Raw genomic sequence first — 17,238 nt, forward strand, 5'->3', positions numbered from 1 at the left:
GGGAAGAAACGGGCCCTCAATGAACCAGATGGAAGCCTCCGGCCTTGGCCGGCGCGCATTGTTCGCCGCGGCCGCGGCCGGCTCAGCCCTCGTCGCGACGGGGCCGCGCCCGGCCGCCGCCCAGCCCCATGCGGTGGGCCAACCCATCCTGCTGCGCGGCGCGCATATCCTGTCCATGGACCCGGCGATCGGCGACCTGCCGCGCGGCGACATCCTGGTGCAGGACGGCGAGATCCGCGCCATCGCCGCCAGCATTCCGCCGCCGGACGGCGCGCTGGTGATCGAGGCCGCGGGGCGCATCGCACTGCCTGGCATGGTCAACGGCCATATCCACCTGGCGCAGACCATGCAGCGCGGCCGGTCCACCGAGCATTCCTTCGGCGGCTATTTCCAGACCATCGTGCTGCGACACTCCAATCGCATGACGCCCGCCGATGTGCAGCTGGCCGACCATGCCGGCGGGCTGGAGCAGATCGCGGCCGGCGTCACCACCGTGATGGACTGGTCGCGGGAGACGATGTCGCCCGACCATGCCGATGCCGCGCTGGCCGGGCTGGACGCGGCGGGTATCCGCGCCGTGCTGGCCTATACCGCGCCGCCCATTCCGCAGGGCGGCGACGCGCCTGCGATCCACGGCCGGATGATCGCCCATGCGCGCAGCCTGCTGGCGGCCCGGGCCAATGGGCTGGTACGGATCTGGACCTGCCTGCAGGGGCCGGATTTCACGCCGCTGGCGCCGGCACTGGCGGATATGAAGCGCCTGGCGGAGCTCGGCGTGCCGATCGCCATCCATACCGGCGCCGCCATCTATCCCAACCGCAAGCCCGGCCTGCTGGCGCTGCTGGATGCGCAGGGCCTGCTGAACGAACGGCTGCAGATCGTCCACGCCAACCTGCATGGCGCCGAGGAATACCGGCTGGCGGCGGAGCGCGGGGTGATGCTGTGCTCGACGCCGGAGGTCGAGATGCGGATGGGCCACGGCCACCCGGCGATGTTCCAGGCCGCCGCGGCGGGGATGAAGGTGTCGGTCGGCACGGACATCCCCTCGATGGTCGGTGGCGGGCTGCTGCCGCAATTGCGGGTGGCGATGGCGGCGGAGCTGCACCGGATCAACCAGGTGGCGCTGGCGGCCGGGCAGGGGGTGCCTGCCACGCCGCCGGTCACCGCGCGGCAGATGCTGGAATTCGCGACCATCGGCGGCGCCCGCGGCCTGGGGCTGGACCGCGTGACCGGCAGCCTGACGCCTGGCAAGCGTGCCGACCTGCTGCTGGTGCGCACCGACCAGCCGCTGACCGCGCCGCTGAGCGACCCGGCCGGCCTGGTGCTGCTGCAGGCCGGGGCCGGGGAGATCGAGACGGTGCTGGTGGATGGCCGCTTCCGCAAGCGCGACGGGCGGCTGGTAGATCCGGGGGCGCCGGCCGTCTTCGCCCGGCTTCAGGCGCGGGCCGAGGAGATGGCCGCTGCCGCGGCGCGATAGTCATCACTGTTCGTTGCCGGCGCAACCGTGCGTTGCTCCACCCCCCCTGGCTGTGGCATCCAGCGGCATGGTCCCGACCCGGCGCATCCTCCTCTCCGCCGCTGCCCTCCTGCTCGCCTCGCGCGCGCAGGCGGCCAGCCAAGGCTTTGATGCCTTCCTCGATGGCGTGCGCGCGGATGCGCGACGCGCCGGGGTATCCCAATCCACGCTCAACGGGGCGCTGGATGGGCTGCGTCCGAATGACCGGGTGCTGGAGCTGGACCGGCGGCAGCCGGAATTCACCCAGACCTGGGAACAGTACCGCGATGCGCGGCTGTCGCAGCAGCGCATCGATGCCGGCCGCCGCGCCTTCGCCGACAACCGTGCGACGCTGGAGGCGGTGCAGGCCCGCTTCAACGTCTCGCCCCGGATCGTCACCGCCATCTGGGGGCTGGAGACGAATTACGGCGGCTTCACCGGCAACATGAACGTCATCCAGTCGCTGGCGACGCTGGCCTGGGACGGCCGTCGCGCCAGCTATTTCCGCAACGAGCTGATGGCCGCGCTGAAGATCCTGGATGCCGGGCATGTGGCGCCGGCGCGGATGCGCGGCAGCTGGGCCGGCGCCATGGGCCACCCGCAATTCATGCCGAGCAATTTCGAGCGGCTGGCGGTGGACATGGATGGCGATGGCCGCCGCGACATCTGGGACAACCGGGCGGATGCGCTGGGCTCCATCGGCCATTACCTGTCTCGCTCCGGCTGGCGGGACGATGAGCTTTGGGGGCGGGAAGTGGTGCTGCCGGCGGGCTTCAACCCGGACCAGGCGCGCCGCGACAACATGCGACCGCTGCGCGACTGGGTCCGGATGGGCGTGCAGCGGCCGGATGGGGTGCCGTTGCCGCCGCTCGACATGCAGGCCGCGGTGTTGATTCCGGGGCCGAGCGGGCAGGCCTTCCTCGTCTACCACAACTTCAACGTCATCCGCCGCTACAACCCCTCCAACTACTACGCCCTGGCGGTCGGGATGCTGTCGGACCGCGTCGCCTGATGCGGCGTGCCTGGTATGGGCTGGCGGCGGCGCTGCTCCTCGCCGGAGTCGCGGGTTGCGCGCGGCGAGATGCCGGGCCGGTGGCGCAGCCGCGCTACATGATCGGCGCGCCCTACCAGATGGGCGGGCTTTGGTCCTACCCGCGCGAGGATTTCGGGCTGGACGAGACGGGCCTTGCCGTCGCCGCCGCCGATACCCGCGCCGGCCGTCGCACCACGAATGGAGAGGTGCACGACCCCACCGCGCTGACCGCGGCGCATCGCACTCTGCAGCTGCCCGCCGTGCTGGCGGTGACCAACCTGGAAACCGGCCTGCGCGTCGAGGTCCGGGTGAACGACCGCGGGCCGGAGAACCCGGGCCGGGTGGTCGCCCTGTCCCGCCGCGCGGCGGAGCTGATCGGGCTGCGGCCGGGCAGCGTGGCGCAGGTGCGGATCGAGGTGGTGGGAGACCAGTCTCGCGCCTTCGCCGCCGGCCTGCCGAACACCGAGGCACCGCCGCTTGAGATCGCCGCCGCGCCGGTCGGTGCGGTGGGACGCGAGGATCTGGCTCCGCCGCCGGGCGCCACCCAGGCGACGCGGCTGCGCCAGGCGCGGCAATTCCCTGGCGCCGGCCAGGCGGGCGCCGCGACCGCCGCTTCCAGTGGCACGGCGCCACCGCTGCGGCTGCCGGAACGGGTGACGCGCGTGCCGGCGCGTCCCGGGCAGCTCTGGGTGGAGCTTGCCACCTTCTCCCGCCGCGATCTCGCGGACCGGCAGGCGGCGCGGCTGGCCGGGCTGCGGGCGCGAGTGGATGTGCTGGGCGGGCGCGGCCGGGGGGTGCAGCCGAGCTACCGGGTGCGGCTCGGCCCCTTCAACTCGGTGCCCGAGGCCGACAGGGCGCTTGAGGGGACTCTGCGGGCCGGCGTATCCGAGGCCAGGATTCGCGTTGACTGATCAACGCCGCGACAGGGGGAGGCTGCCGATGCGCCGCCGTGACATGATGGGGGCCGCTGCCGGCCTCACCACCGGCCTCGCCACGGGCCTGGTTGGAACCGAGGCCCTGGCGCAGCGCCAGGCGCCGCAGCGTGCCGCGCGTCCCGCGCCGCCGCCGACCAGCCCGGCCAATACGCCGCTGGGGCCGCTGGATACCACCGCCCGGCACGCGCTGATCATCGACTACGACACCGGCGCCGTGCTGCTGGAGAAGGTGGCGGATGAACGCATGCCGCCGTCGTCGATGTCCAAGCTGATGACGATGTATGTGGTGTTCGAGCTGCTGAAGAACGGCCGGCTGCGGATGGACCAGCAGCTTCCGGTCAGCGAACGCGCCTGGCGCATGGGCGGCAGCAAGATGTTCGTCGAGGTCGGCAGCTCGATCAGCGTGGAGAACCTCTCCCGCGGCGTCATCGTGCAGTCCGGCAACGATGCCTGCATCGTGCTGGCCGAGGGCATCAGCGGGTCCGAGACGCAGTTCGCCGAGCTGATGAACGAGACCGCGCGCCGCATTGGCCTGCGCGACAGCACCTTCCGCAACGCGACCGGCTGGCCTGATCCGGAACACCGGATGACAGCGCGTGACCTGGCGACGCTGGCGCGGCGCATCATCCGCGACTTCCCCGAATACTACAGCCTGTACAACGAACGCAGCTTCCGCTGGAACGACATCAGCCAGGAGAACCGCAACCCGGCACTCAGCCGCGTGGCGGGCGCCGACGGGCTGAAGACGGGCCATACCGAGGAAGCCGGCTATGGCCTGACCGCCTCCGCCATCCGTGGCGGGCGCCGCCTGATACTGGTGGTGAACGGCCTGCCCTCGATGCGCGCCCGGGCGGAGGAAAGCGAGCGCCTGTTCGAATGGGCCTTCCGCGAATTCGAGAATGTGGTGGTGTTCCGCGCCGCCGATACGGTGGAGGAAGTGCCGGTCTATCTTGGCGAACGCGCCACCGTGCCGCTGGTGGCCGGCCGCGACCTGGTGCTGACCCTGCCGCGGCAATGGCGCCGCAACCTGGATGTGCGTGTGCGCTACGAGCAGCCGGTGCCGGCGCCGGTCAGCAAGGGCCAAGGCATCGGCACGTTGCTGATCGGCGGGCAGGGGGTTCCCGAGATGAATGTGCCGCTGATCGCGGGTGCGGATGTGGACCGTCTCGGGCTTTTCCCGCGCATCCCCGCCGTGATCGGGCGCTGGTTCGCGGGCTGACGGTGCGGGGGCTGACCGGTGCGGGGCTGACCGGTGCGGGGGCGCTGGCGCCCCCGCACCGGCGCGTGGCCTCAGGCCGCGCGGATGCCGGATAGGAAGCTGTCCACCTGGCTGCGCAGCCCTTCCGACTGCCGCGACAGCACGCCGGAGGCGGAGCGCACGTCGTTCGCCGCCTGGCTGGTGCGTTCGGCGCCCGCGGCAAGGCCGGCGGCGTTGCGGCTGGCATTCTGCGTGCCGCTGGCCGCTTCCGCCACCGAACGACCGATCTCCTGCGTCGTCGCGGCCTGTTCCTCCGCCGCCGCGGCCACCTGGGCGGCGATGCCGTTCAGGGATTGCACGGTGCGGGCGATGCCCTGGATGGCGGCGACGGCGGCCTGGGTCTCGGCCTGCATCTGGCCGATCTGCCCGGCGATTTCCTCGGTCGCCTTGGCGGTCTGCGCGGCCAGGGTCTTCACTTCGCTCGCCACCACGGCGAACCCCTTGCCGGCTTCCCCGGCACGCGCCGCCTCGATGGTCGCGTTGAGGGCGAGCAGGTTGGTCTGGCTGGCGATGTCGCCGATCAGCCGGACCACGTCGCCGATCTTCTGTGCGCCGGTCGCCAAGCTCGCCACCGCATGATCGGTCGCGCGGGCTTCTTCCGCCGCCTGGTTGGCGACACGGGCGCTCTCGGCCACCTGGCGGGCGACCTCGGCAATGGAGGATGCCATTTCCTCGGCGGAGGCGGCCACCGTCTGGACATTGGCGCTGGCCTGTTCGGCCGCCGCCGCCACGCCGGTGGCCTGGGTCGCGCCCTGCTCGGCCGTCCGGCCCATTTCGCCGGCCGTGGCGTCGAGTTGCGTCGCCGCGGCGCTGACCTGGACCAGCACTTCCGTCGCCTCCGCCTCGAAGCCCCGGACCAGCGCATCGATGCGGCCGGCGCGTTCGACCTGAACCTTCGCCGCCGCTTCCTGCGCTTCACGCGCCCGGCGCCCGGCGGCAAGCCCGTCGCGCAGGCGCAGCAGGCTGGCGGCCATGCGGCCCACCTCATCCCGCCGCTCCGCACCCTGGACCGGGGAGGTATCGTCGCCGTCGCGGATGCGGGCCATGGCGGCCTCCAGCTCCGTGATCGGGCGCACCACGCTGCGCTGGACGAAGGCGACCACGCCGAGCGCCACGGCCAGCAGCAGCAGGGCGATACCGCCCAGCACGAACATCGCGGTTCTTTCGCCGCTATCCGCCATGGCGCGGGAATCCCTGCGGACCTGGTCGCGCAGTGTCTGGGCGAATTCGGCGATGCGGTCATACAGCCCCTGCACGGCCGCGCGGCCTTCGGGGCTCGCCCAGAGCGCCTCGATGGCCTCCGAATGGCCCGGCGCGGCGGCGCGCTTCACGGCGTAGATCCGGCTGGCGAGGCGGCGGATCCGGGTCGTGGTCTGCCGCGTCTCGGCGACGATCCGGGTCGCGATCCCTTCGCCGCTCCGCTCCATCAACCCGGCGCGGCGCTCGATCTCGGCGAGCAACCCGTCGATCGTGGTCTCGAGTGGCGGCAGCCCCTCCGGCGCGTCCTCGAGCAGGCGGATATTGTTGATGTTGCGCGCGATGTTCTGGATGTCGCCGCGGATCGAGAGGGCATGGCCCATCACCTCGACCTCACGGCCCAGCATCTGCTCATACTCGGCGCTGTCGTCGACCCAGTGCCAGACCAGGAATCCGGCGGCCCCGAGGTTGAGGACGCCCAGAACGCCGACGACCAGAAGAATTTTCACGCGCAAGCTCGCCTCGGAAAGCCATGCCATCGCCAAACCGCTCCCTGTATTGCCACGGCCAGGATGGGGCCCGCGGTGAGCATCAATTTGCAGAGGGTCGTTGCGGGCTTGTTTCCCGCGGCGTGCCGCTTGAGTGATGAGCGGGAAGCGGCGAGATAGGGCCATGCAGCATCATGGCCGGTTCATCACCCTGGAAGGCGGCGAGGGGGCGGGGAAGTCCACCCAGGCCCTGCGGCTGGCCCGGCACCTGGCCGAGCGCGGCCTGCCGGTGCTGCTGACCCGCGAACCCGGCGGCGCGCCAGGGGCGGAGGCGATGCGCCGGCTGCTGCTGGGCGGGGCCGGGCTGGATCCGGTGGCGGAGGCGATGCTGGTCTTCGCCGCAAGGCGCGAGCATCTGGTCAGCACCATCCGCCCGGCGCTGGCGGCCGGGATGTGGGTGATCTCCGACCGATTCGCGGACAGCACACGCGCCTATCAGGGCCACGGGCAGGGCGTGCCGCAGGCGGTCATCGCGGCGCTGGCGGACATCGCGCTGGAGGGCCAGGCGCCGGACCTGACGCTGCTGCTGGACCTGCCGGTGGATATCGGCATGGCGCGCGCGCGCCGCCGCGGCGTGGCGGCCGACCGCTACGAGAAGCTGGATACCGCCTTCCACCAACGCATCCGCGACGGCTTCCGGGCGATCGCGGCGGCGGAGCCGGGCCGCTGCGCCACGGTGGATGCGACGCCGGATGCGGATGCCGTCGCGGCCCGCATCGCGGCGCTGGTCGATGAACGCCTGCCGGCGGGAGTTCCGGCATGAGCCGCGCACCGAGGGCGTTGAAGGAACAGGTCTTCGAGGAAGACGCCGACCTGCCCGTCCGCGCCATGGCGGAACTGTTCGGCCATCACGCGGCGGCGGAGACGCTGCAACGCGCCGCGCAATCCGGCCGGCTGCCGCATGCCTGGATGCTGGCGGGCCCACCCGGCATCGGCAAGGCGACGCTCGCCTACCGCTTCGGCCGCTGGCTGCTGGCCGGCGGCGCGGAGGGGCAGGTGCCGCCGGGCGAAACGCCGCTGCATCTCGACCCGCAGCACGCGACCTTCCGACGCATCCTGGCTGGCGCCCATGCCGATCTGCGGGCGCTGCGGCCCAATACCGGCGAGAAGGGCGGCGTGAAGATGGTGATCCGGGTGGAGGATGTGCGCGCCGCCATCCGCTTCCTGGCGATGACCCCGGCCGAGGGTGGCTGGCGCTTCGTGCTGGTGGATGGGGCGGAGCAGATGCAGCCGCAGGCGGCCAATGCCCTGCTGAAGACGCTGGAGGAGCCGCCACCGCGCGCCGTCATCGTGCTGACCACCGCGGCGCCGGACCGGCTGCTGCCGACGATCCGCAGCCGGGTGCGGCGGCTGGACCTGGCGCCGCTGGATCACGCTGCGCTGGACCCGCTGCTGATGCGCCTGCTGCCGCAGCTTTCGGCAACGGAACGCGCGACGCTCGGGCAGATCGCGGAGGGTTCGGCCGGGCAGGCGGTGGCGCTGGCGGAAGGTGAGGGGCTGGCTCTGCAGGCGCTGGTCGACCAGGTGCTGGGCGACCTCGGCAACCGGCGGCACTGGCATAAGGTGGCGGATGCGGTGGCGGCGAAGCGGGATGGCAGCAGCTTCGCCACCTTCATGGCGCTGCTGCGCCGGGCGATCTCCGCCGGGGTGCGGCAGGCGGCGCGCGGCCAGGGGGCACCGGCCTGGCTGGAGGACCGTCCGCTTGCCGAGTGGTCGACCCTGTGGGATAGCCTTGGACGGCTCGCAGCCGAGACGGATGTGCTCAGCCTGGACCGCAAGCAGGCGGTGCTGACGGCGCTACTCTGGCTCTCGCCGTCCCGTCGGTAGTGGATGGGCGCTGATGGGCGAGAAACCGGAAGCAAATGCTGTGACCTCAGGCTCCTACATCACCACGCCCATCTATTACGTGAACGACAAGCCACATGTCGGTCACGCCTATTCCACGCTCGCCGCCGACGTCATGGCGCGCTGGCGGCGGCTGCAGGGGCGGGAGGTGTTCTTCCTGACCGGCACGGATGAGCATGGCCAGAAGGTGGAGAAGGCCGCGCAGGACGCGGGGATGGACCCGCAGGCCTTCACCGACAAGGTGAGCCAGAGTTTTCGGGACCTCACCGCCACCATGGGGTTCTCCAACGACGGCTTCATCCGGACGACGGAGGAGCGCCACAAGCGCGCCTGCCAGGCGCTGTGGACGAAGCTGGTCGAGAATGACGAGATCTACCTCGGCGCCTATGAGGGCTGGTACGCGGTGCGCGACGAGGCCTTCTACGGACCGGATGAGCTGGTGGAGCGGGACGGCGTGAAATACGCCCCCTCCGGCGCGCCGGTGGAATGGGTGAAGGAGCCGTCCTACTTCTTCCGCCTGTCCAACTGGGCCGACAAGCTGCTGGCCTATTTCGACGCCAACCCCGACTTCATCCTGCCGGCCAGCCGGCGGAACGAGGTGGTGGCCTTCGTGAAATCGGGGCTGTCCGACCTTTCAATCTCCCGCACCTCCTTCACCTGGGGGGTGAAGGTGCCGGGCGACGACAGCCATGTGATGTATGTCTGGATCGACGCGCTGACCAACTACATCACCGCGCTCGGCTACCCGGATGAGACGGCGCCCGAGTGGAAGCTGTGGCCGGCCGAGGTGCATTTCGTCGGCAAGGACATTTTGCGGTTCCACGCCATCTACTGGCCGGCCTTCCTGCTGGCGGCCGGGCTGCCGGCGCCGCAGCGCGTCTTCGCGCATGGCTGGTGGACCAATGAGGGGCAGAAGATCTCGAAGAGCCTCGGCAACGTCATTGATCCGGTGGCGCTGGTCGAGGAATTCGGGCTGGACCCGCTGCGCTACTTCCTGCTGCGCGAAGTGCCGTTCGGCCAGGACGGCGATTTTTCCCGCTCCGCTTTGGTCAACCGGTTGAATGGCGAGCTGGCGAATGCGCTGGGCAACCTGGCGAACCGCACCCTGTCGCTGATCCAGCGCAACGCCGATGCCGTACTGCCGGAGGCCACCGCGCCGACCGAGGCCGATGCCGCGCTGGCCGCCCAGGTGGCGGCGCTGCCCGGCGTGGTGGGCGCGCATATCGACCGCCAGGAATTCCACCTGGCGCTGGAGGCCATCATGGCCGCGGTGCGCGACGCCAATGGCTACATCACGGTGGCCGCGCCCTGGGCACTGAAGAAGACAGACCCGGCGCGCGGGCTTGCCGTGCTGCGCCACCTGCATGATGCGCTGCGCGCCTTCGCCACCGTGCTGCAGCCCTTCATGCCCGGGACCATGGCCAAGCTGCTGGACCAGCTCGGCGTGCCGGAGGCGGCGAGGGGGCTCGATGCCCTGACAACCCCGCTGCCCGCCGGGCTGGCCCTGCCGCCGCCGGAGCCGCTGTTCCGCAAGATCGAGCAGGCCGCCTGACCATGCTGATCGTGGACAGCCATTGCCACCTGGACCATTTCCAGGGGGCGGAGCAGGAGGATGTCGTCGCGCGCGCCAAGGCGGCCGGCGTCGGCATCATGGTCACCATCGGCACCCGCATCGGCCCGGGCGCCGCCACGGTGCGGGAGATCGCGGACCGCTACGAGAACGTCTTCGCCACCGTTGGCATCCACCCGCACAATGCCGGCGAGGGCGATGTGCCGAGCGTCGAGACGCTGCTGGCGGAGGCCGACCACCCCAAGGTGGTGGGCATCGGCGAGAGCGGCCTGGATTATTTCTACGACAAGGCGCCGCGGCCGGCGCAGCAGGAAGGCTTTCGCCGGCATATCGGTGCCGCCCGCAAATCCGGCCTGCCGCTGGTGATCCATGCGCGCGACGCGGATGCGGATATCGCGGCGATCCTGGAGGATGAGGATGCACGCGGGAAATTTCCCTTCCTGCTGCATTGCTTCTCCTCCGGCGCGGATCTCGCGCGCACCGCGGTGCGGCTTGGCGGCTACGTCTCCTTCAGCGGCATGCTGACCTTCCCGAAGTCGGATGCGATCCGCGCCGTGGCGGCGGAGGTGCCGGCCGACCGGCTGCTGGTGGAGACGGACAGCCCTTACCTCGCCCCCGTGCCCCTGCGCGGCAAGCGCTGCGAGCCAGCCTATGTGGTGCATACTGCGGCCAGGCTGGCGGAGGTGAGGGGCCTCAGCCTCTCCGCGCTGGCGGATCTGACAACGGGCAATTTCCGCCGCCTGTTCAACCGGGCGAAGGCGTGAGGGTCACGCTGCTGGGGTGTGGCGGCTCGGCCGGGGTGCCGCAGATCGGCGGCACGGATGGCCGCGGCGCCTGGGGCGTCTGCGACCCCGCCGATCCGCGCAACCGGCGCAGCCGGACCTCCGCCGTGGTGGAGGATGCTGCCGGACGGCGGCTGCTGATCGATGCCGGGCCGGATCTGCGGAACCAGTTCCTTTCATGCGGCATCGCAACGATCGATGCGGTGGCCTTCACCCACGCGCATGCCGACCATGTGCTCGGCATCGATGACCTGCGCAGCGTCAACCGGCTGACCGGCACGGCGCTGGATGCCTTCGGCAGCTACAGCACGCTGTCGCAGCTCGGCCAGCGCTTCGACTATGCCTTCCGCGCGCCGACGCCGCCCGGCTTCTACCGCCCGGCGCTGACCGCGCGGGCGATCGCGCCCGGGGAGACGGTGACCATGGCCGGCATGTCCGTCCAGGTGTTCCGCCAGGATCATCGGGTGATGGAGACGCTGGGCTTCCGGATCGGCCGCTTCGGCTATTCGACCGACGTGGTGACGCTGCCGGAGGAAAGCCTGGCGGAGCTGGAGGGGCTGGATACCTGGGTGGTCGGCTGCTTCCAGCGCCGACCGCATCCGGTGCATGCCGATGTCGCGCAGGTGTTGGACTGGGTGGCGCGGCTGAAGCCGCGGCGGACGGTGCTGACCCACATGGGCACCGACATGGATTTCGGCGAATTGCACCGCATGCTGCCGGCAGGCGTCGAGCCGGCCCATGACGGGATGGTGCTGGAGATCCCGGAGGGCTGATTCACCCTCTGTTCCAGTGGTCCCCAGAACCAACCTCCCAAGACAAGAATATTATGGAAATCCCCGCTTTCCTCCCAGGCTTATCCCCAATCCAGTATTTTCCATAATATATATTATGCGGCAAACAGATTTGGGGATAAATCCGGGAGGGTTTGGGGATTGCGGCCGCTGCGCCAGGATGCCGCCGCCCTCGCCCCGGAGATTCGCCGCCCATGTCGCATGCTGATCCTGCCGCCGCCCTGACGCGGTTGCTCGCCATCATGGTTCGCCTGCGCGCGCCGGATGGTTGCCCGTGGGACCAGGTGCAGGATTTCGCCTCCATCGCGCCCTACACGGTTGAGGAAGCCTATGAGGTGGCGGATGCGATCGCCCGCGGTCCGGACTTCCCGCAGCTGCAGGACGAGCTGGGCGACCTGCTGCTGCAGGTCGTCTACCACGCGCAGATGGCCAGCGAGGCTGGGCATTTCGGCTTCGCCGAGGTCGCCGAGGCGATCTGCAGCAAGATGATCCGCCGCCATCCGCACGTCTTCGGCGAGGCCGCCGCACGCGACGCCGGCATGCAGAACCGGGCCTGGGAGGCGCAGAAGGAAGCCGAGCGCGCCGACCGCGCTGAGACCGGCACCTTGGCCGGGATCCCCGTGGGCCTGCCCGCGCTAACCCGCGCGCTGAAAATCTCCCGCCGCGCCGCACGGGTCGGCTTCGACTGGCCGGAGCCTGGCGAGGTTCTCGACAAGCTGGAGGAGGAAGCGGCGGAGCTGCGGGCGGAGCTGCCCGCGATGGACAAGGCGCGGCAGGCCGATGAGCTCGGCGACCTGTTCTTCGTCATGGTCAATCTGGCCCGCAAGCTGGACCTGGACCCCGAGACCTGCCTGGCCGGCGCCAATGCGAAGTTCACGCGGCGATTCAACCAGATGGAGGCGCGGCTGGCGGCGCGCGGCCTGGCGCCCGCGGATGCCGGGCTGGCTGCGATGGAGGCCGAGTGGCAGGCGGTGAAGGCGGTGGAGAAAGATTGATGTAGTAAAACTACATCAATATCTGTCTCGCTACACAGCGCTACATTGAGGCATCGGGCCAGTCGACCACTCGAACAGAGGGTGAACACGAGTTTCATCCAGGCTTCACGCAGCCTTCCGCCACGCGCCGCCTCGCCCCGGCTAGGTTGCGAACCCTCCCCAAGGAAGGTTTCGCCCATGGCCCCGCCGCTCTCGCTCACCATCCAGGTGAAGGACCCCGACTGGGCCGACCTGCCCGCGGCGCTGGACGATGCGGCCGCGCTGGGGGTGGAGATCGCGGAACTGCCGCTGCACGCGCTTGATGTGATCGTTGGTGGCCGCATCCAGGACCGGCGCCTGGCCGATGTGCGGCGGATCTGCGCCGGGCGCGGCCTGGGCTACGTGCTGCACGGCCATCTCGGCATCAACCTGATGGAGGACCCGTTCCGGGTGCCCCTGCACCTGGAGGTGCTGCGCGCCAACATCGCCGCCGCCGCGGCGCTGGAGTGCCGCAACCTGGTGATCCATTCCGGCTTCGTCCCCACCGTCCAGTCCGCCGGCATCGAGGCCGCCTTCGACCGGCAGCGCGAGCATCTCTCCCGCATGGGCGATGTGGCGCGGGACCATGGGGTGACGCTCTGCGTCGAGAACATCTTCGAATTCACCGGGATCAAGGCCACCGCCCTGCCCGGCCGCCTGGCAAAGGAGCTGCGCGCCATCGCGCACCCCAACGTCATGGCGACCTTCGACATCAGCCATGGCTGGCTGCATTGCGGCCAGTGGGGCGTGGATTTCCTGGAGGAAGCCCGCGCCCTGGCGCCGCTGTCGCGCCACCTGCACCTGCATGACAGCTTCGGCCGGCCGAATGATTTCTGGACCTACAGCGTGACCGAGGCGCTGGCCTTCGGCATCGGCGACCTGCATCTGCCGATGGGCTGGGGCAGCATCCCCTGGGATTCGCTGGCCGAAGCCTGCACCTGGCCGGACGATCTGGTGGCCGATGTCGAGGTGAATCACCGCTACCGCAGCGCCTTCCCCGAGGCGATCGCGGCCAGCCGCGCCTGGGCGGCGCGGCTGCAACTGGCGCCCGCGCCCTTCGCGCTGGCCGCGGAATAGCGCTCAGCTGGTCGGCGACCCCTCGCCGGCCCGCACGACCTTCTTCTCCGGAAGCGGAATCCATTCCGTCTCGCCGGGGACAGGCGTGCCGAAGCGGTCCCGCGCCCAATCCGCCTTGGCCTGTTCGATCCTTTCGCGGGAGGAACTCACAAAATTCCAGAACAGGTAGCGCGGGCCGTCCATGACGGCGCCGCCCAGCAGCAGCAGACGCGCGCCCAGCGGCCCGGCCTTCAGGGACATGCGATCCCCGGCGCGGAACACCAGCATCCGCCCGGCGTCGAACACCTGGCCGGCCACTTCGACGCTGCCGGAGAAGACGTAGGCGCCGCGTTCCTCCTGCTGGTCCGGCAGCGGCACCTGCGCGCCAGGCGCCAGCACGGCATCGGCGTAGAACAGCTCCATCGGCGTGCTGACGGGGGAAGCGAGGCCCCAGGCATTGCCCGCCACCAGCCGCAGCTTCACCCCCTCCGCATCCAGGGTCGGCAGCTGCGCCGCGCCATGGTGGACGAAGGCGGGCGCCGTCTCCTCATGCGGTTTCGGCAGCGCCACCCAGGACTGGATGCCCGACAGGCGATGCGGCGCGGCACGGCGCTGCGTGGCGGTGCGCTCGGAATGAACGATGCCCTGCCCGGCCGTCATCCAGTTCACGTCGCCGGGCGCGATCGGCAGCTCGGTGCCCAGGCTGTCGCGGTGCAGGATCTCGCCCTCGAACAGATAGGTCACGGTGGACAGGCCGATATGCGGGTGCGGCCGGACATCCACGCCTGTGCCGGTCAGGAACTCGCCTGGGCCCATCTGGTCGAAGAAGATGAAGGGGCCGACCATCTGGCGTTCCTTGGCCGGCAAGGCGCGCCGCACCTCGAAGCCGCCAATGTCGTGGGTGCGCGGCAGGATGACGGTCTCGAGGCCGGGCGGCAGCGGGTTGGTCGGGTCAATGAGGGTGGACATGGTGCGCGTTCTCCCTGCGGGTCAGGCCATCAGATGGACCAGCACGGCCGTCCGGAGGAATCATCACATGGTATGAAGCCCATCAGCCTGCCGTATAGGCGATCGCCACCACCTCGATCTCCTCCGCCCCCGCCGGCGTCCGCAGCTTCCGCGTATCGCCGACCCGCGCGCCGAGCAGCGCGCGCGCCACCGGCGCGACCCAGGAGATGCGGCCGGCGGCGCTGTCGGCCTCATCGACGCCAACGATGGTGATGGTCACTTCGGCATCGTCGGAGGCGCGGGCATAGGTGACGGTCGCGCCGAAGAACACCTGGTCCCGCCGGGTCTGCGCCGCCGGGTCCACCACCTGCACCCGTTCCAGCCGCTTGCGGAGGAATCGCACCCGGCCGTCGATCTGCCGCAGTCGGCGCTTGCCATACTGGTAGTCGGCGTTCTCGGACCGGTCGCCGAGGCCGGCGGCCCAGGAGACGATTTCGACCACCTGCGGCCGTTCGTCGTCCCAGAGCTTCCGCAACTCGGCGCGCAGCGCGTCATGGCCCGCGGGGGTCATGTAGAAGGGCGTGCCGGGGGGCAGGCCGGGCGGGCCGTCCTCCCCCTCATCCTCCTCCTCAGCCAAGCAATGCGTTCCGCGCTTCCTGCCAGGAGGCCTTGTCCGGCGCGCAGATCAGGCCGCCGGTCACATGCTCCCCGGCCAGGTATTCACTGCCGTCGAAGCGGGCCGAGTAGCCGCCGGCCTCCCGGTGCAGCAGCCAGCCGGGCGCGTGGTCCCAGGGCATCAGCTTGTTGTAGAACAGCAGATGCGCGTGGCCGCTGGCCGCCAGCCGGTATTCATGCGCGGCGCAGCGGTAGTTCAGCGTCGCCGCCAGCCGCGGCAGGCGCCCCGCCACCAGCGATTTCTGCGGCTCCGGCAGCCAGCCCCAGGACACCGCGCCGACCATGCGGCCGACCGGCACCGGCTCCGCCACGCGGAGGTCGGCGAAGCGGTGGCCCTCGGCATCCTCGAACCAGGCCCCCTCCCCGCGCAGCGCCACCGCGGTGTCGTCGCCCAGCGGGTCGTGGATCCAGCCGCCGACCACCTCACCCTTGATGAAGGCCGCGGCCATGCAGCCGAACAGCGGCATGCCGGCGGCGAAATTCGCGGTGCCGTCCACCGGGTCCACCACGAAGGCGAGGTCCGCATCCTTCAGCTTCGACAGCAGCGAGGCATCGGCCGCCGTTGCTTCCTCCCCCACCACCACGCAGCCGGGAAAGCGCGCGCGCAAGGCCGCCTCGATCATGCGTTCGGCCGCCTCATCGGCCTCCGTCACCAGGTCGAGCGGGCTGGATTTGGTGCGGACATCGCCGGCAGCCAGGCGCCGGAAGCGCGGCAGGATCTCCGCCTTGGTCGCGTCGCGCAGCAGCGCGGCAACGTCGCGTGCCGCCTTGGTATCGAAGCGCATCAGTGTCCCCGCTGTTCGAATCGTGCCCGGTCGGCGGGGGTCAGGCGCACGGAGACGCGGATCGTGTCCTCCGTATCCTCGCGCGAAAGCACCTCGCCATGCTCATACAGCCAGGCGAGGCTGGCGCCATCGGCCAGGGCGATGCGGTAGTCGGCGGTTTCCATCCCCGCCGTCATCCGCGCATCCAGCGCCTCCCGCAGCGCGTCCAGCCCGTCGCCAGTCAGCGCCGAGACGGCGATGGCGCCGGGGATCTCCGGCACCGAATCGACGCCGCCCATCAGGTCCGCCTTGTTCAGCACCTCGATGACGCGGCTGGGCCAGGCTTCATCCATGGTGGCGTCCTCGCCCTGCGCCATCTCGGCCAGCACGCCCAGCACATCGGCGCGCTGCGCGGCGCTGTCGGGATGCGCGGCATCGCGGACATGCAGGATGATGTCGGCCGCCGCCACCTCCTCCAGCGTCGCCCGGAAGGCCTCGACCAGCTGCGTCGGCAGGTCGGAGATGAAGCCCACGGTATCGGACAGGATGACGGTGCGGCCCGACGGCAGCTTGATCGCCCGCATGGTGGGGTCCAGCGTCGCGAACAACTGGTCCTGGGCGAAGACGCCGGCGCCGGTCAGCGCATTGAACAGCGTGGACTTGCCCGCATTGGTGTAGCCGACCAGCGCCACCACCGGGTAGGGCACGCGCGCACGGGCGGACCGGTGCAGGCCGCGTGTGCGGCGCACCTGCTCCAGTTCCTTCTTGAGGCGGACGATGCGCTCGTCGATCAGCCGCCGGTCGATCTCGATCTGCGATTCGCCCGGGCCACCGAGGAAGCCGAAGCCACCGCGCTGCCGCTCCAGGTGGGTCCAGGACCGCACCAGGCGGGTGCGCTGGTAGGAGAGATGCGCGAGTTCGACCTGCAGCGCGCCTTCGCGGGTTCGAGCGCGTTCGCCGAAGATCTCCAGGATCAGGCCGGTCCGGTCGATCACCTTGGCGCCCCAGGCGCGCTCCAGGTTGCGCTGCTGCACCGGCGACAGCGCGGCATCGACCACCACCACCGTCACGCCGTGGCGCTCGCATTCCTCATGCACCATCTCGACCTGCCCCTCGCCCAGCAGGGTCGAGGGCCGCGTCGCGCGCAGCGGGAAGATGGCGGAATGCACGATCGTCAGGCCGATGGAGGCGGTAAGCCCCACCGCCTCCGCCAGCTTGGCATCGGCCGCCCGGTTGGCGCTGGATTCGCCATGCGCCGAGACGCCGCGCAACCCGAAGCGGTCGAAGGGCAGGATCACGGCGGCCTTCACGGGGCCGCCGGCCGTCTC

The 17,238-nt window shown here is 70.6% G+C and carries 16 protein-coding genes; 11 read left to right on the plus strand and 5 right to left on the minus strand.

Features of this window, described 5'->3' with window-relative positions:
- Nucleotides 1-19 precede the first annotated feature (19 nt).
- From HB662_RS19945 to HB662_RS19960, 4 genes are all read left to right on the plus strand, one after another.
- A complete protein-coding gene (locus tag HB662_RS19945; RefSeq protein WP_168052036.1) occupies nucleotides 20-1,477 on the plus strand; it encodes an amidohydrolase family protein in 1,458 nt (485 codons plus the stop codon).
- Nucleotides 1,478-1,544: 67 nt separating this feature from the next.
- Nucleotides 1,545-2,507 carry a lytic murein transglycosylase gene (locus tag HB662_RS19950; protein ID WP_168052038.1) on the plus strand — a complete coding sequence of 321 codons (963 nt, stop codon included), beginning with the start codon at nucleotides 1,545-1,547 and terminating at the stop codon, nucleotides 2,505-2,507.
- Nucleotides 2,507-3,439: an SPOR domain-containing protein gene (locus HB662_RS19955; protein WP_168052040.1), complete on the plus strand. Its 933-nt coding sequence runs from the start codon at nucleotides 2,507-2,509 to the stop codon at nucleotides 3,437-3,439. The genes HB662_RS19950 and HB662_RS19955 overlap by 1 nt, the downstream gene beginning before the upstream one ends.
- A gap of 28 nt (nucleotides 3,440-3,467) precedes the next feature.
- Nucleotides 3,468-4,682 carry a D-alanyl-D-alanine carboxypeptidase family protein gene (locus HB662_RS19960; RefSeq protein WP_168052042.1) on the plus strand — a complete coding sequence of 405 codons (1,215 nt, stop codon included), beginning with the start codon at nucleotides 3,468-3,470 and terminating at the stop codon, nucleotides 4,680-4,682.
- A gap of 71 nt (nucleotides 4,683-4,753) precedes the next feature.
- On the opposite strand, the gene HB662_RS19965 is transcribed toward HB662_RS19960, so the two are convergent.
- Complete coding sequence (locus tag HB662_RS19965; protein WP_168052044.1) at nucleotides 4,754-6,457, minus strand: methyl-accepting chemotaxis protein; 1,704 nt, start codon at nucleotides 6,455-6,457, stop codon at nucleotides 4,754-4,756.
- Nucleotides 6,458-6,590: 133 nt separating this feature from the next.
- On the opposite strand from HB662_RS19965, the gene tmk reads away from it, so the two are divergent.
- The 7 genes from tmk to HB662_RS20000 all read left to right on the plus strand — a co-directional run bounded on the left by tmk (nucleotide 6,591) and on the right by HB662_RS20000 (nucleotide 13,544).
- The gene (tmk, locus tag HB662_RS19970; protein WP_168052046.1) at nucleotides 6,591-7,229 is read left to right on the plus strand and encodes a dTMP kinase; all 639 of its coding nucleotides are present in this window, start codon (nucleotides 6,591-6,593) and stop codon (nucleotides 7,227-7,229) included.
- Nucleotides 7,226-8,293, plus strand: a complete 1,068-nt coding sequence (locus HB662_RS19975; protein ID WP_168052048.1) for a DNA polymerase III subunit delta' — start codon at nucleotides 7,226-7,228, stop codon at nucleotides 8,291-8,293. Before tmk ends, HB662_RS19975 begins: the two co-directional genes overlap by 4 nt.
- Nucleotides 8,294-8,333: 40 nt before the next feature.
- A complete protein-coding gene (gene metG / locus HB662_RS19980) occupies nucleotides 8,334-9,863 on the plus strand; it encodes a methionine--tRNA ligase (RefSeq protein WP_342449547.1) in 1,530 nt (509 codons plus the stop codon).
- A 2-nt stretch (nucleotides 9,864-9,865) separates the two neighbouring features.
- Nucleotides 9,866-10,645: a TatD family hydrolase gene (locus HB662_RS19985; RefSeq protein ID WP_456305483.1), complete on the plus strand. Its 780-nt coding sequence runs from the start codon at nucleotides 9,866-9,868 to the stop codon at nucleotides 10,643-10,645.
- Entirely contained in the window at nucleotides 10,642-11,436 is a 795-nt protein-coding gene (locus tag HB662_RS19990) for an MBL fold metallo-hydrolase (protein ID WP_168052052.1), read from the plus strand. The genes HB662_RS19985 and HB662_RS19990 overlap by 4 nt, the downstream gene beginning before the upstream one ends.
- A 212-nt stretch (nucleotides 11,437-11,648) precedes the next feature.
- Complete coding sequence (gene mazG / locus HB662_RS19995) at nucleotides 11,649-12,449, plus strand: nucleoside triphosphate pyrophosphohydrolase (RefSeq protein WP_168052054.1); 801 nt, start codon at nucleotides 11,649-11,651, stop codon at nucleotides 12,447-12,449.
- 177 nt (nucleotides 12,450-12,626) lie between these two features.
- The gene (locus HB662_RS20000) at nucleotides 12,627-13,544 is read left to right on the plus strand and encodes a sugar phosphate isomerase/epimerase family protein (RefSeq protein WP_168052056.1); all 918 of its coding nucleotides are present in this window, start codon (nucleotides 12,627-12,629) and stop codon (nucleotides 13,542-13,544) included.
- A gap of 3 nt (nucleotides 13,545-13,547) precedes the next feature.
- Here the strand turns inward: HB662_RS20000 and HB662_RS20005 are convergent, their stop codons facing one another.
- From HB662_RS20005 to hflX, 4 genes are all read right to left on the minus strand, one after another.
- Nucleotides 13,548-14,492, minus strand: coding sequence for a pirin family protein (locus tag HB662_RS20005; RefSeq protein ID WP_168052058.1), 945 nt, complete (start codon nucleotides 14,490-14,492; stop codon nucleotides 13,548-13,550).
- Nucleotides 14,493-14,574: 82 nt separating this feature from the next.
- Nucleotides 14,575-15,042: a transcription elongation factor GreB gene (gene greB / locus HB662_RS20010; RefSeq protein ID WP_209443419.1), complete on the minus strand. Its 468-nt coding sequence runs from the start codon at nucleotides 15,040-15,042 to the stop codon at nucleotides 14,575-14,577.
- A 58-nt stretch (nucleotides 15,043-15,100) separates the two neighbouring features.
- A complete protein-coding gene (locus HB662_RS20015) occupies nucleotides 15,101-15,931 on the minus strand; it encodes an inositol monophosphatase family protein (protein ID WP_168052062.1) in 831 nt (276 codons plus the stop codon).
- Nucleotides 15,931-17,220, minus strand: coding sequence for a GTPase HflX (hflX, locus tag HB662_RS20020; RefSeq protein WP_342449549.1), 1,290 nt, complete (start codon nucleotides 17,218-17,220; stop codon nucleotides 15,931-15,933). Before hflX ends, HB662_RS20015 begins: the two co-directional genes overlap by 1 nt.
- Between the last annotated feature and the right edge of the window lie 18 nt (nucleotides 17,221-17,238).

Source organism: Falsiroseomonas frigidaquae (assembly GCF_012163145.1).
GTDB lineage: Bacteria > Pseudomonadota > Alphaproteobacteria > Acetobacterales > Acetobacteraceae > Falsiroseomonas > Falsiroseomonas frigidaquae.